Genomic DNA, 14,703 nt, shown 5'->3' with positions numbered 1-14,703 from the left:
GACGGCCTCAACCACCCTCCCCGGGACGGGGAGGGAAAAGTCGTGCGTGTGTCAGTCCGCCTTCACGCCGGCTTCGGCCAGCCATTCGACGATCTTGCCCTTGGGCATGGCGCCGACCTTCATCGAGGTCATCTGGCCGTCCTTGAACAGCATCAAGGTCGGAATGCCCTTCACGCCCATCTTCGACGGGACCATCGGGCTGTCGTCGATGTTGACCTTGGCGACCGTGACCTTGCCCGCCAGTTCGTCGGCGATCTGCTCCAGCGCCGGGCCGATCTGCTTGCAAGGGCCGCACCACTCGGCCCAGAAGTCCACCAGAACGGGGGTCGAGGACTTCAGGACGTCGGCGTCGAAGCTGTCGTCGGTGACTTTCACAGTCGCCATTTTAGTCTCCTTAAGAGCGCTATCGCTCGCCGCGCGGCGGCTCGCTGCTTGAGCGCGGAATATGTTTCGCGCCGACCGAGGCGTCAGCGTTCAGGCACAGATGTGGGTGCGAATCCCCGACAAATCAACGCGCATTTTCGAGAGCGGCGTCCATCAGGTCCTGCGGCACGGCCATCATCTTCGGCCCGTCGGTCCAGACCAGGGCAGCCTCGACCGCGCGGTCTGGATAGAGGCGGCGCAGGACGGCGGCGTAGATCGCCATCTGCAGAATATAGGCCGGATCGGCGTCCTCGACGTCATCGGGCGCGGGGCGGTTTGACTTGAAGTCGACCGCCAGAACCCGCTCGGGCGTGACCACCAGCCGGTCGATACGGCCCGAGATCGACACGCCGCCAGGCAGGTCGGGCGCCGTCCCGGTCACGGCGACCTCGGCGCGGCTGTGGGGACCGAAGACGGGGGCGAAGCGGGCGTCGTCCAGCACCCCGAAGGCGGCGGCGATCATCTCGGCGCGCTGATCCTCGGTCAGGTCGCGTTCGTGCGCCAGCATCCGTTGCGCGGCGTCGGGGCGGTCGGAGGCGGGCAGGTCGGGCAGACGCTCCAGCAGGCGGTGGATCAGGTCGCCGCGTCGGAAACGGCCCAGCCCGGCGCCCAATCCTGAAACATGGCCTTCGCCGCGCGCCAGGGGCGACGGCGCCGGGATGCGCTTCTGCTCCTGCATCTGCGAGGGCGAGGCGAAGCGGGCGGCGGCGTCGCGCGGCGGGTTGCTCCGCGCCCAGGCGGGGGCCTCAGGGCGGGTTTCAGCCGTGGCGACAGCGGCGGGCAGGCTGTCGGGATCGGCGCCGTAGCGACGGACGCCGCCGTCCAGTTCACGCACCTGATCACCCAGCCGGTTGAAGGTCTCCTCGATCACCGACCACCAGTCCCCGGCCTCGGGCGCGCGTTTGGAGCCGCGCCCCATGACGATCACCCGGTCCCGCGCACGGGTCAGGGCGACGTAGAGCAGGCGCAGGGATTCATCGCCGACCCGCGCCTCGCGCGCCGCACGGGCGTCGGCTGAGGCGGGGCAGTCCTCTTTCGATGAGCCGGGGCACATCAGCCAGGCTTCGCCGTTCTCGGTGGCGACGGGCATCAACGACGGCCCCTGCGCCTTCGCCTTCATCGTCGTGTCGGGCAGTATGACGACCGGCGCCTCCAGCCCCTTGGCGCCGTGGACGGTCATGACGCGGACCTCGCCGCGCGGGCCTTCCAGTTCGCGCTTCACCTCGACATCGGCGGCTTCCAGCAGGGCGAGACAGGTCTCCAGATCGGTCCCGCCGCGCCCTTCGGCGGCCAGCACCTGATTGAGGGTCTCGTCGACGGCTTCCTCGGCCTCGCGGCCCAGACGGGTCAGGATGCGGGCGCGTCCTGATTGGCCGGTCGCGTCCACCCGGTTCAGCAGGCGGGAGAAGAAGCCGAAGGGATCGAGGTCGCGGGCGCCGCGCGCCGCGCGTAGCAGGTCCAGCGCCCCGCCCCACTCCGGCCGCTCGTCTGCCCGGCGCTTCAGTTCGCGCCACAGGCCGTCGCGCTTCTCGCGGCCCGCCAGCTCGAACAGGCTGTCCTCGTCCACGTCGCAGAAGGGGCCGCGCAGCACCTCGGCCACGGTCAGGTCGTCGCCGGGGAAGAGGGCGAAACGGGCCAGGGCCTTCAGGTCGTCGAAGACGATGTGCTGCGACAGCTTCAGCCGGTCGGCGCCCGCCACGGGAGCGCCCGCCGCCTTCAGGGCGCGGATGATCTCCTCGAAGGTCGCGTCGCGGCGGCGGACCAGGATCAGGAAGTCGCCGTAGCCGCAGGGACGCGCGGCGCCGCTCTTGCCGAAGACGACGGCGCCGCTCTCGACCTGACGCCTGATCTCGAGCGCAAGCGTCTGGGCCATGCGTTTGCGGGCGCTGGCGGTTCCTTCCTGATCGACGGGATCGGTCCAGGCGTCGCGCTCGGGCGGGGCCTCGTCGATGAACAGGGGCCACAGTTCGACGGCGCCGGGTTGGCCCAGGCGGGCGGCGGTGTGGTGCGGAATCTCGCCCGTTTCCCCGACCAGGGCGCGGGCGCGTTCGGGCGTGGCGAAGACGGCATCCACGAAGGTCAGCACTGCCTCGGTCGAGCGGTAGGAAGTCTCCAGCGGCACGCCTTCGAAGGCGCCGCCCGCCCCGGTGATCAGGCTGTCATAGACCTGCGCTTCCTGCCGCAGCCGTTCGGGCCGGGCGCCCTGGAAGGAATAGATCGACTGCTTCTCGTCGCCGACGGCGAAGACGGTGCGGTCGGTGTCAGGTGCGGTGAAGAACTCGCCGGTCAGGGCGCGCATGATGGCCCACTGTTCGGGGGCGGTGTCCTGCGCCTCGTCGATCAGGACGTGGTCGACGCCGCCGTCCAGCTTGTAGAGCACCCAGGCGGCGGTCGAGCGAACGGTCAGCAGTTCGACCGTGCGCGCCACCAGATCCGAGAAGTCGAGCGCGCCGTGCGCCGTCTTGGCTGCCTCGTAGAGGGCGGCGTGGGCGTTGGCGAGCGTCAGCAGCCTGATGGTGTCGTCGGCGACCTTGGCGGCGCGCAGCTGGTCGCGGGCGGCCAGAAACTTGTCCTGAAGATCAGCCAGCCAGCCTGCGGCGTCGGGCGGCACCTGCTTGGTCGCCATCGATTTGCGGGGCGAGCCTGAGCCGGTCAGGAAGACGACGCCCAGACCGTGGAAACTCCAGTCGTGGTCGAGGGCGTGGATCAGTTCGGCGGCCCGATCCTTGTCGGTCTTGGAACCGGTGGCCATCAGCTCGGCCATGCGGCGGACCTCGCCCCGGTCCAGCCAGCGCATGAAACCGGTCTCGATATCTTCCGGCGTCGCTTTCGGATCGGCTCCGGTCAGGACGTAGGGGCCGGGCGCGCGGCCGTCGGCGACGCGGGCGACATAGTCGGTCAGTTCGGCGCGCTTGGCCTCGATCAGGGCCAGCAGATCCTGGAAGCGGCCCCAGTCCAGCTCGACCGCGAAATGGCTGTAGGCCGCGCCGACCGGCCCTTCGGCGTCGGCCAGAGCAGCGCGGGCCAGGTCTTCGCGCGCGGCATGAGACAGGGCGACGGCCGCCTCGTTCTCCAGCACGGTGAAGCGCGGCGACACGCCTGCCTCGATGGGGAAGCGACGCAGCAGCTTTTCGCAGAAGGCGTGGATGGTCTGGATTTTCAGCCCGCCGGGCGTCTCCAGGGCGCGGGCGAACAGGCGTCGCGCCTCGGACAGGCGGGCGGGGTTGAGGGCGCCGGGGTCGCTGTCGTCCAGCTTGGCCAGTTCGGCCGACAGTTCGCCGTCGTCCATGACGGCCCATTTGCCGAGCGTCTCGAACAGGCGGGCCTGCATCTCGGCGGCGGCGGCCTTGGTGTAGGTCACGCACAGGATGGCCGAGGGCGCGGCGCCGCCCAGCAGCAGGCGCGCCACTCGGCTGACCAGGGTGGTGGTCTTGCCCGAACCGGCGTTGGCGGTGACGAAGACCGAGCGGGCCGGGTCGGCGGCCCGGGTTTGGGGATTGAGGGCGCTCATTCCACCTCTCCTTCTTCGCCGCCGCCGATGACGTGCCATTCCCAGACGCGAGCCAGCAGGTTGTAGGGGCTGTAGCTGCCCATCAGATGAGGCGCGGCCCACGAGAGGTAGGGCGTCTCCGGCCTGTCGAATTCGGCGACGCGGGCCATCAGGCCTTGCAGGGCGGCGTCGGACAGGATTTGCGCTTCCGGCCCGGCCGCGCGTACGGCGACCTCGCCCGCCTTCTTGCGGCCGACGACGCGGACGTAGGTCAGTTCTTCCGGCGAGACGGGGCCGTTGGTGTCCTTGAAGCCGCCGGCGGCCAGGATGGCGCCGGTCAGGGTCAGCTGGGGGGCGAAGCCCGCCTTGATCTGTTTGGCGCTCGGAACCTGGCCGGTCTTGAAGTCCATGACGGCGGCAGACAGGGCGCCGACCTCGATGCGGTCGGCGTAGGCCTTGACGGTAAAGGGGCCGCCGGGCGCCTCAAAGGTCAGCGCACCCTGCTGTTCGATCATCAAGGTCACGCCGCGCGCGCGGCGCTCAGCCTCGAACCCGGCCAGCCAGCGGGCGGCGTTCCGGGCCAAGGGCGCCTCGCGGGCCATGGCGGCGTCCTCGAAGCCGTGGGCGCCCAGCTCCTCCAGCAGCAGGCGCTCGATCACCGCGTCGAGATCGTCCGGCAGCAGGTCGGGCCAGTCCTCGATCAGGCGCTCGATGGCCTTATGCACGGCGTTGCCGCGCGCCAGGGCCTCGGCCGAGGCGCCGGGGCGCTCCATCGGTTCGAGGTTCAGGATGCGGCGGGCGTAGAGGGCGTAGGGGTCGCGGACCCAGCGCTCGACCCCGGTGACATAGAGGCTGCGCGGCCGGCGCTCGACTGGGGGCGTGGGCGCGGGGCGCGGGGCAAGGCGGGCCGGGCCGGGCGGCGGGGCGTCGAGGGCTTCGGTCCAGTCGGCGACGTCTTGGGGGGCGCTGAGGCTGACAGGGGTGTCGGGGGCATCGGCGCCGCGTGTCAGCATCTCCAGCCGCCACAGCCAGCGCGAGCGCACGGCGGGCTGGCCGCCGCGCCGCTCGCAGTGGACCAGGACGGCTTCGTCGGCGCAGGCGGCCTGAACGAAGTCCTGCGCCGTCTGGCCCAGACGCCGCTCGGGCGCGGGCAGGGGCAGGGCGGCGCGCATCGGCCGCGACAGGAAGGGATCGACCGGGGCGGCGTTGGGCCAGACGCCCTCCTCCAGTCCGGCCAGAATCATGCGGTCGGCCCGCGCCAGCCGCGCCTCGATGGCGCCGAGGATGCGAAGGGACGGATGGGTGGCGCCGCCGGTGCGCACCGTCGTCTCGGCCAGCAAGGCGCCGATCAGATCGGCGAACTCGGCGGGCGTGGTCTGGCCCAGCGGGCCGCCGCCCTCGATCAGGGCGGACAGCAGGGAGGCCGTCGCCTCGCCGTCCGGCCCGGCCCAGGCGTTCTGACCCGCCAGCGCCTCGATCAGGGCGGTCAGGGTGCGGGCGGCTTCGTCCGGCGGACAGGGGCGGGCGGTCGCCAGCGCCTCCAGCCGGTCGGCGAGGGCTTGCGCCCCCTTCAGACGGGCCAGCTTCCAGTCGGCCAGCGGCAGGCCGCCGCGTCGAGGCTGGGTCGCCTTCAGCAGGCGTTCCTGCAACTGGGACCAGCGGCGCGGACGCGGGCCGCGCAGGGCGTGCTCCTCAAGCGCTTCGGCGGCGTCTATGAGCGACGTCTCGCCCAGATCGAGGCGGACCAGAGGGTGCTTCAGCAGGGCCAGCAGGGTCTGGGGCTTCAGCGGTTCGGCCAGGAAACGGGCGCAAAGGTCGACCAGCACCCCCGCCGTCATCCGCGACAGCGGCTGGCCGGTGGAGGAGTCGGCGACAATGCCCCAGCGCGCCAGCCGCGCCTCGACCCGGCGCGACAGCTGCAGGTCCGGCGTCACCAGGGCGCAGGTGATCGGGCGGCCGTCGGGCGTGCGGTGCTCGAGGCTCTCGCGCATCATCAGGGCGACGGCGGTCGCCGCCTCCTCCTCGGCGCGGACGGACAGGACGGTCAGGCCCGACAGGCCCTCGGCGATGGGGTCGGCGGCGCGGCCCGCCTCGGCCGAGCGAGCGCGAAGGCGCTTGATCTCGCGACGCCAGTCGTCGGTGGCCTCGGCGGGACGAAGGGCTTCGTTGATCAGGCGCTGGCGGGCCAGACCGCGCGCCTCGACGGCGAGATCGAGCGGCGGCTGGAACCACGGCTGGACGGCTTCGCGCGCGACCTCGGCGCGGGCCAGCAGGGCCTTCAGCGCGGCCTGCGGGTGCTGGTCGTCGATGCGGTCCCAGGCGTCGGCAGCCAGATCGAGGTCGAGGCCGGGCAGGACGACCACGCCCTGCGGCGAGCTGGCGACGGCCTTCAGCACGTCGGCGGCGGCGGGAACGGTGCCGGTGGACCCGGCGGCGATGACGGGGGCTTGCGGCGGGCGGGCGTCCCAGGCCTCGGCCAGACGGCGCAGCAGGGTCGCGCGGCGCCACGCCGGATCGACCAGACCCAGCGTCTCCAGCCGCCTGGGCCAGGCCTCGACGGCGAGGCCGAGGAAGCGGGCGCTCTCGCGCCAGTGCTCGGCCAGATCCTGTTCGGCCAGGGTAGCCACGCGCGACAGGTCGGAGACGTCTTCCAGTTGGCAGGAATCGAGGAAGGCGCCGAGCGCATCGGCCATTTCGAGGGCGCGCAGGGGCTTCATCCCCGGCTCGAATTCCTCGGCGATCATGCGCGCCATCTCGAAGCGGCGCGTCAGGGGGGCGATGGCGGGCGGCAGGTCCAGGCCCAGTTCGCCGGGGGCGAAGGGCGGCTCGTCCTCTTCCAGATCGCCGAGCGGGCGGACCTGGGGCAGCAGGACGGGACGCTCGCCCGCCAGCTTGCCCAGCGCGAAGGAGAAGGCGCGGGTGGCGCGGCGGTTGGGCAGCAGGATGGTGGCGTCGGTCAGGGTCTCGGGCGGGGCGTCGCCCAGCCAGTCCAGCACCCCCGCCGCCAGGTCTTCGAGGAAGGGTCGCCAGGCGGGCACGGCGCGCCAGCGCGGCTCGCTTCCGGCGAACGGATCGAAGCGTCCCCCCGTCATGGTCAGGTCTCCGCCTTCAGCCGGGCTTCGGCCTCGTCGCGCGCCTGCGGGTCGCCGACGTGCATCCAGTCGCCGTCCAGCACGCAGCCGAACAGGCGCCCCTCGGAGGCCGAGGCGCGCCACAGGGGGCTGAGCGAGAAGGGGCCATCGGGGCCGTGGTCGGCGTAATCAGGGCGGGTGATGTGGACGCCCATATAGGCGTAAGGGGCGCTGGCCGCCTCGCCCCGGAAAGTCAGAGCGCCGTCGTCGCCGAGGAAGAAGTCGCCGCCGCCTTCGAAGCCGATGGAGCCTTCGCGGCGGGCCAGAAGCAGGGCGGCGTCCATGCGCGTGGGATCCCACAGGCGGATCAGGTCGCCCAGAGCATCGCCGCGGTCGATCCAGACGCTGTCGATATTGGCGACGAAGACGGGAGCATCGCCCAGCAGGGGGCGGGCCTTCTTCAGGCCGCCGCCGGTCTCCAGCAGTTCGGCGCGCTCGTCGGAGATGCGGATCGTCGGGCGCGTGCGGGCGGACAGATGGCTTTCCAGCCGGTCGGCGAACCAGTGGACGTTGACCACGGCGTCGGTCACGCCCGCCTCGGCCAGCCGGTCGAGAACATGGTCGATCAGCGCCCTGCCGCCGACCTCGACCAGCGCCTTGGGCCGATCGTCGGTCAGGGGGCGCATCCGCGTGCCGAGCCCGGCGGCGAGAACCATGGCGGTGGTGGGAGCGGTCATCGACGCGCATCCTCCGGCACGTGGCGGTCCATCCAGGCGGCGACGGCTTCGAGGCCCGGCGCCTTCAGATTGGCGTTCAGGTGCGCCCACATGCGCGGCATGAATGCGGCGTAGCGGGGCTTGCCGTCGCGGGCGATCAGGCGGGCGAAGATGCCGAGAATGCGCGCCTCGTTCAGGGCGGCCAGACCGGCGTAGGCGGCCATGAAAGCCTCGCGGTCGGTCTCGGGGCGGAGGGCGAAATAATGGTCGAGCGCCAGGGTCTCCAGCTCGGGCGCCACGTCGCGACGGGCGTCCTGCAACAGGGAGTGCAGATCCCAAGACGGGTGGGCCTTTACCGCGTCCTGGAAGTCGATCATCCCGACGCAGGCGGCGCCAGTGCGGCCGTTCAGCCGGATCAGGTTCTCGGCGTGATAGTCGCGGTGAGCCATGACGTTTGCGCCCGCCTCGCCCGCCGTCGTGATCGGCGCCCACGCCGCGCGCCATTCGGCGATGGCGGCATCATCGAAGCTGAGGGCGGGGACCAGTTTCGGCAGCCAGTCGACGAACAGGTCGGCGCCGCCTTGCAGCGCCGTCTGGTCATAGGTCAGCAGGGGCCAGTCGCCCGCCGGGCCGGTCAGGACCTCGGGCGTCGGGGCGGCGTGCAGGACGGCCAGGGCCTCGACAGCGGCGCGATAGAGGGGGGCGGGATCGGCGCCGTCCTCGATGACGCGGGCGAACAGGGCGTCGCCGAAATCCTCGATCACGGCCAGGCCGTTGGGGGCGTCTACGGCGACGATTTCGGGCGCCGACAGGCCGAGCGATTTCAGATGGGCGGCGACGGCGGCGAAGGCTTCCACACGACCGGCGGACAGGCGGGCGACGGCGTTCCAGCCGTGGGCGTGGCGCTGTTCCGGCGTCCACGACGGATCGCAGGGGCGGCTCTCGGCGGCGGGGGCCTGATCCATCAACATGAGGGAGGCGCCCGAGGCCGTCGTCAGCCGCTCGTAGCGCCGCGTCGAGGCGTCGCCGGCCAGCGGCGTGCGCGTGGCCTCGGCCAGACCGGCCGAGCGCAGAAAATCGAGACGGAGGGCTTCGCGGTCAGACATGGAGTTCCTTCAGTTTGACTTCCCACGCGCCTGCGCCGGAAACGGTCGCAACTCTTCCTGAGAGACCCCTATCGCCGCCCTCGCGAAGGGCGGCTGCCTGAGGAGCGGGTTCCGAGATTTCGATCGTCAGTCGGTCGGGGCCGAGCATCCGGCCGGGATCATCACCCAGCCGTTCGGGCCATTCGATCAGGGCGCAACCTTCGTCCAGCGCCTCGTCCAGCCCGACTTCGAAGGCCTCTTCCGGACGGGTCAGGCGATAGAGGTCGAAATGGGCGATGGGCGGGTCGCTCTCATAGAACTGCACAAGAGTAAAGGTCGGCGACGGCACGTCCTCGTCGGGGCGCGTCAGGGCGCGGATCAGACCCCGCGCCAGCGTCGACTTGCCCATGCCCAGCGGGCCGTAGAGCAGGACGGCCTCGCCCGGCGCCAGCAGGGGGGCGATGGCTTCACCGAGGCGGGTGGTGGCGTCGGCGTCGGGAAGGTCGAAAGTCATCATTCTGAGATCATCAGGCGAAGGTCGCGTCTGGATCGGCGGCCAGGGTCCGCTCGACGAAGGTTTTCAGTTTCAGCGTGGCGGCCTGTGCGTCGACGTCCAGCGCCAGCGGCGGGATGGGGCGGCCGACGATCAGGTCGAAGGCGCGGCCCTTCTTGTTCAGCAGTTCGTGGAAGAGGGTGATGTCGCGCAGTTCCTGCGACACCTTGTCGAACAGGTGGAACAGGCGGCTGGTCGGCCCTGCGACGTGGATCGGGATCACCGGCGCCTCATATTTGCGGGCCAGCGAAGCGGCGGTGGCGGCCCATTCGGGGTCGGTCAGCAAGCCGTCCGGGCCGACACGGGCCAGACGCCCGGCCGGGAACATGACCACGCAGCGTTCGGCCTCGAACGCCTCTTTCGCCGCCTGAAGCGTGGCGCGGGTCTTCTCGCGCGTGCGCTTGGCCGTGACCCATTCGACGGGGACGACGGTCTCCGACAGGCGCGGCGAGACGCGCAGCGCGTCGGCGTTGGCGAAATAGATCAGGTCGTTGCGCACCATGCGCAGGGCGTCGTGCACGGCCAGGCCGTCAGCGATGCCGGTCGGGTGGTTGCAGACGACCAGACAGCGGCCTGATGCGGGCAGGCGGTCCAGATGCGCCGTCCGCACCGTCAACTCAAGCAGGTCGGAGACGTAGTCGAGCGCCTGTCGCCCGCCCATCGGGCCGATGGCGTCGGCCATGCGCCGCGCCTTGGCGTAGTCGAGCAGGCCGTAAAGGGCGGGGCGGACCAGCGGCCAGGCGGCCGATCCCGTCAGCCGGGGCGCGCGCTCGGCGATCAGGACGTCGACGATGTGGGGAGCCGGACTCATCGTCTGCTTGTCGCCGAGGCGGCGGCGGCGGGCAAGCGCCATCCGGCTTGGCTAAGCTGGAACGGCCCCTTATGCAGGACGCCTGACAATGGTTTCGGAGTGTTAAGCGTAATGACCCGGTCACACTGGATGACGGCGGCGGCCGTTCAGATGATGCTGCTGGCAGGCGGCCTTGCGGCGACGCCGGTCATGGCGCAGCAGGCGCCCGTCGCGGCGGCTCCGGCTTCGGCGCCTCAACCATCTGACCGGCTGGGCCTGAAGGATCTGGCGACGATGGAGCGCGTCGGCGATCCGCGCGTCTCGCCGGACGGCCGCCGGGTCATCTACGCGGTGACGACAACCGATTGGAATGGCAACAAGAACCAGACCGGCCTGTGGATGGCCGATGTCGACGGCGCTGCGGCGCCGCGCCGACTGGCGATCTCGGAAGGCGGCGTCTCGGGCGCGCGCTGGGCGCCGGACGGGCAGTCGATCTATTTCATGTCCGCGCGCGGCGGCTCGAACCAGGTGTGGCGCGCCGATCGTGACGGCATGGCGGCGGTTCAGGTGACGACGCTGCCGACCTCGGCGTCCGGCTTCCGCTTCACGCCGGACGGCAAGGCGCTGATCCTGGGCGTTTCGATCTATCGCGACTGTGAGACGCTGGAATGCACCCGCGACCGGCTGGCCGAGCGGGCCAAGTCTGGTCAGCAGGTCTACGACCGCTATCCCTTGCGTGTCTTCGATCACTGGTCGGATGGGCGTCAGAGCCACATCTTCCTGCAGCCGCTGAACGGCTCGGGTCTGGCTGACGGTCAGCCGCGCGATCTGACGCCGGGGCTGGATGCGGACATCGGCGTCGGCGAAGGCGGCCTGACCATTTCGCGCGATGGCCGGACCCTGATCTATGCGACGCGCCTGCAGGGCGACCGCGCGCCCTTCACCAACAACAGCGACCTCTATCGCCTGAATCTGGACGGCGGCGCGGCGGTCAACCTGACCGAAGGCAACACCGGGCCGGACAATACGCCCGCCCTGTCGCCGGACGGACGGCGCCTGGCCTGGCTGGCCGCCCCGCGTGAGAATGTCGGCGGCGATCAGGCGGTGGTCATGGTGGCCGACGCCAACGGCGCCAACGCTCGCCAACTGACGAACTGGGATCGCGGTCCCGGCGGCCTGACCTGGCGCTCGGACGGGCGGGCGCTCTACGTCACCGCCGCCGATGAGGGGCAGAACCGCCTGTTCGAGATCGACGCCCGCAACGGCGCGGTGAAGGCCCTGACCGACATCGGCGCCGTCAACGAGTTCGACGAGGTCGGCGGCGTGCTGGCCTATGCGCATGAGAGCTTCACCGCCCCGACGCAGATCTTCATCGCCAAAAACGGTCAGCCTGCCCGTCAGGCGACCCAGCACAACGCCGAACTGATCGCCCGCATCGATCTGCCGCGTCCCGAAGAAATCCGCTTCCCCGGCTGGAACAATGAGACGGCGCACGGCTGGGTGTTCAAGCCCGCAGGCTATGTCGAGGGCCGCAAATATCCGGCCATTTATCTGATCCACGGCGGGCCTAAGTCGCCCTGGACCGAGGGCTGGTCCTACCGCTGGAATCCGCAGACCTATACGGCGGCGGGCTATGCGGTGGTGATGGTGAACTTCCACGGTTCGCCGGGCTATGGTCAGGCCTTCACCGACGCCATCAACGATCACTGGGGCGACCGTCCGCTGGAAGACCTGCAGAAGGGCTGGCAGGCGGCGCTGGCGGCCAATCCGTGGATCGACGCAGAGCGGGCCTGTGCGCTGGGCGCCTCCTACGGCGGCTATATGGTCAATATGATCGCGGGCAAGTGGAACGAGCCGTGGCGCTGCCTGGTCAACCACGCCGGGGTGTTCGACGTGCCGCAGCTGATGAACGCCATGGACATGTCGACCTTCATCTATGAGTTCGGCGGCCCCAGCTGGGATCGCAAGGATGTCTATGACGTCCACAACCCCGAAACCTATGTCGGCAACTGGAGGAAGCCGATGCTGGTGCTGCACGGCTCGAAGGACTTCCGCGTGCCGATGGAGCAGGGGCTGGCGACCTTCTCGGCCCTGCAGCGGCTGAACATCTCCAGCCGCTTCGTCCATGTGCCGGACGAAAACCACTGGGTGCTGAAGCCCCAGACCTGGGTCAACTGGCAGCAGGAGATCCTGGACTGGACGGCGCAGTGGACGAAGGAAGAGCGCTGAACCGGGTCTGAAACAGGAGACTTTGCGGGCGGCGCATGGCGGTGTTACGCCTTCGGGCGGATTTCACATCACGCATGAGGAGCGCCGAATGCGCCGTCTGCCCCATCTTCTGTCCGGCCTCAGCGCCGCCGCCCTTCTGACCGCCACGGCCCTGCCGGCGGCGGCCGAGGGGGCGGCGGCGCCTGCCGCTGTCGCGCCTGCCGCTGTCGCGCCTGCCGCTGTCGCGCCTGCCGCTGTCGCGCCTGCCGCTGTCGCGCCTGCCGCTGTCGCGCCTGCCGCTGTCGCGCCTGCCGCTGTCGCGCCTGCGGCGTCGAACGCCTTCACCTATCAGGACATGATCTCGGCCAACCGGCTGGGCGATCCGCAGGTGTCGCCGGACGGGGAGTGGGTGGTCTATTCGCTGACCACCACCGATGTGGCGGCCAACAGGCGCTCCAGCGCCCTCTACATCCTGAGCCTGAAGGGCGAGGCCCAGCCGCAGAAGCTGGCCATTTCCGAAGGCGGCGCCAACACCGCCCGCTGGGGCGCCGACGGCAAGCTGTATTTTCTCTCAAGCCGTTCGGGGTCGAGCCAGGTCTGGGTCTCGGCCGACAAGGGGGCGACGGCGACGCAGGTCACGGCCCTGCCGACCGACGTCAACGCCTACCGCATCAATGAGACGGGCGATGCGGTGGCCGTGTCCCTGGCCGTCTATCCTGACGCGGCGGACCTGAACGCCTCGGTCGCGCGCGGCAAGGTCGAAGCCGACAGGAAGTCGACGGGTCAGGTCTATGACCGGATGTTCGTACGCCACTGGGATACGTGGAACGACCACACCCAGAACCATCTGTTCGTCCAGTCGATCGGCGCGGACGGCAAGGCGGGCGGCGACCCGGTCTGGGTGACGAAGGGCTTCGACGGCGACACCCCCTCCAAGCCGTTCGGCGACGAGAGCGAGTTCACCTTCGCCCCCGATGGCCAGTCGCTGGTCTTCTCGGCGCGTAAGGCGGGGAACAGCGAGCCGTGGAGCACCAATTTCGACCTCTACAGCGTCGCCGTTTCGGCGCCCGGCCAACTGACCAATCTGACCGAGGCCAACCCGGCCTGGGACACCGGCCCGGTCTTCTCGCCGGACGGCCAGACCCTGGCCTATCGCGCCATGGCCCGTCCGGGCTTCGAGGCGGACAAATATTCGATCTTCCTGCGCGATGTCGCTACCGGCCAGACGCGCCAGATCGCGGCCAACTGGGACCGTTCGGCCGACACCCTGCAATGGTCGAAGGACGGGAACACCCTCTATACGACGGCGGGCGATGTCGGTCAGACCCGCCTGTTCGCCATCGACGCGCGCAACGGGGTGGTGACGCCGCTGACCGGCGAGGGCCACGTCGGCGCCTTCGCCCAGACGCCTTCGGGTTTCGTCATGGCGGTCGACACCCTGACCTCGCCCACCGACCTGTACTTCAAGACCTATCGCGGTCGCGAAATGCCGCGCCGCCTGACGAATGTGAACCCGCAGCTGGCGAACAAGGCCTTCGGCGAGGCCGAGCAGTTCAGTTTCCCCGGCTGGAACGACGAGACGGTCCACGGCTATGTCATTAAGCCCGCTGGCTACGTCGAGGGTCGTAAATATCCGGTCGCCTTCCTGATCCACGGCGGGCCGCAGGGCTCGTTCGGAAACAGCTGGTCCTATCGCTGGAACCCGGAGACCTATGCGGGCGCGGGCTATGCGGTGGTGATGATCGATTTCCACGGCTCGACCGGCTACGGCCAGGAATTCACCGACGCCATCAGCCAGCACTGGGGCGACCGCCCGCTGGAAGATTTGCAGAAGGGCTGGGCCTTCGCACAACAGAAATACAGCTTCCTTGACGGGAATAACGCCTGCGCGCTCGGGGCCTCCTACGGCGGCTATATGATCAACTGGATCGCGGGCAACTGGAGCGACGCCTTCAAATGCATGGTCAACCACGACGGCGTCTTCGACACCTTCGGCATGGGCTATGGCACTGAAGAGCTGTGGTTCACGGAATGGGAATACGGCGGCACGCCGTGGGAAAATCCCGAGGGCTATCAGAAGTTCAACCCGGCCAACCACGTCCGGAACTGGAAGACGCCGATGCTGGTGATTCAGGGCGACCTCGACTTCCGCATCCCGACCTCGCAGGGCCTGTCGACCTTCACCGCCCTGCAGCGCAAGGGTATCGACAGCCGTCTGGTCTTCTTCCCGGACGAAAACCACTGGGTGCTGAAACCGGCCAACAGCCTGCAATGGCACAATGAAGTCTTCGGTTGGCTGGACAAATATCTGGCTAAATAAGACAGGCGGATCAGGGGGCGCGGTCCGTCGGGACCGCGCGCCCTTGT

At 69.9% G+C, this 14,703-nt stretch carries 9 protein-coding genes; 2 read left to right on the top strand and 7 right to left on the bottom strand.

What is annotated here, in order from left to right:
- Positions 1 to 51 precede the first annotated feature (51 nt).
- The 7 genes from trxA to ACORJG_RS13690 form a co-directional block, all read right to left on the bottom strand.
- Positions 52 to 384, bottom strand: coding sequence for a thioredoxin (gene trxA / locus ACORJG_RS13720; protein WP_003168818.1), 333 nt, complete (start codon positions 382 to 384; stop codon positions 52 to 54).
- A gap of 124 nt (positions 385 to 508) precedes the next feature.
- Positions 509 to 3,934, bottom strand: coding sequence for a double-strand break repair helicase AddA (gene addA / locus ACORJG_RS13715; protein ID WP_427789843.1), 3,426 nt, complete (start codon positions 3,932 to 3,934; stop codon positions 509 to 511).
- Positions 3,931 to 7,005 carry a double-strand break repair protein AddB gene (addB, locus tag ACORJG_RS13710; RefSeq protein WP_427789841.1) on the bottom strand — a complete coding sequence of 1,025 codons (3,075 nt, stop codon included), beginning with the start codon at positions 7,003 to 7,005 and terminating at the stop codon, positions 3,931 to 3,933. Before addB ends, addA begins: the two co-directional genes overlap by 4 nt.
- 2 nt (positions 7,006 to 7,007) lie before the next feature.
- Entirely contained in the window at positions 7,008 to 7,721 is a 714-nt protein-coding gene (gene murU, locus ACORJG_RS13705) for an N-acetylmuramate alpha-1-phosphate uridylyltransferase MurU (RefSeq protein ID WP_427789839.1), read from the bottom strand.
- A complete protein-coding gene (gene amgK / locus ACORJG_RS13700; protein WP_427789837.1) occupies positions 7,718 to 8,806 on the bottom strand; it encodes an N-acetylmuramate/N-acetylglucosamine kinase AmgK in 1,089 nt (362 codons plus the stop codon). Before amgK ends, murU begins: the two co-directional genes overlap by 4 nt.
- Positions 8,799 to 9,302, bottom strand: a complete 504-nt coding sequence (gene tsaE / locus ACORJG_RS13695) for a tRNA (adenosine(37)-N6)-threonylcarbamoyltransferase complex ATPase subunit type 1 TsaE (protein WP_427789835.1) — start codon at positions 9,300 to 9,302, stop codon at positions 8,799 to 8,801. The genes amgK and tsaE overlap by 8 nt, the downstream gene beginning before the upstream one ends.
- A 10-nt stretch (positions 9,303 to 9,312) precedes the next feature.
- Positions 9,313 to 10,191 (bottom strand): 1-acyl-sn-glycerol-3-phosphate acyltransferase, encoded by an 879-nt coding sequence (locus ACORJG_RS13690; protein WP_427789833.1) that lies wholly within the window; start codon positions 10,189 to 10,191, stop codon positions 9,313 to 9,315.
- A 69-nt stretch (positions 10,192 to 10,260) separates the two neighbouring features.
- Between ACORJG_RS13690 and ACORJG_RS13685 the strand changes: the two genes are divergently transcribed.
- Both ACORJG_RS13685 and ACORJG_RS13680 read left to right on the top strand, forming a co-directional pair.
- On the top strand, positions 10,261 to 12,357 hold the full coding sequence (locus ACORJG_RS13685; RefSeq protein WP_427789831.1) for a prolyl oligopeptidase family serine peptidase: 2,097 nt from the start codon (positions 10,261 to 10,263) through the stop codon (positions 12,355 to 12,357).
- An 88-nt stretch (positions 12,358 to 12,445) separates the two neighbouring features.
- Positions 12,446 to 14,656, top strand: coding sequence for a prolyl oligopeptidase family serine peptidase (locus ACORJG_RS13680; protein WP_427789829.1), 2,211 nt, complete (start codon positions 12,446 to 12,448; stop codon positions 14,654 to 14,656).
- Positions 14,657 to 14,703 lie beyond the last annotated feature (47 nt).

The sequence above is a fragment of the Brevundimonas diminuta genome (assembly GCF_050310045.1).
GTDB classification, from domain to species: domain Bacteria; phylum Pseudomonadota; class Alphaproteobacteria; order Caulobacterales; family Caulobacteraceae; genus Brevundimonas; species Brevundimonas diminuta_F.
This window is presented reverse-complemented; position numbering and strand designations above follow the sequence as displayed.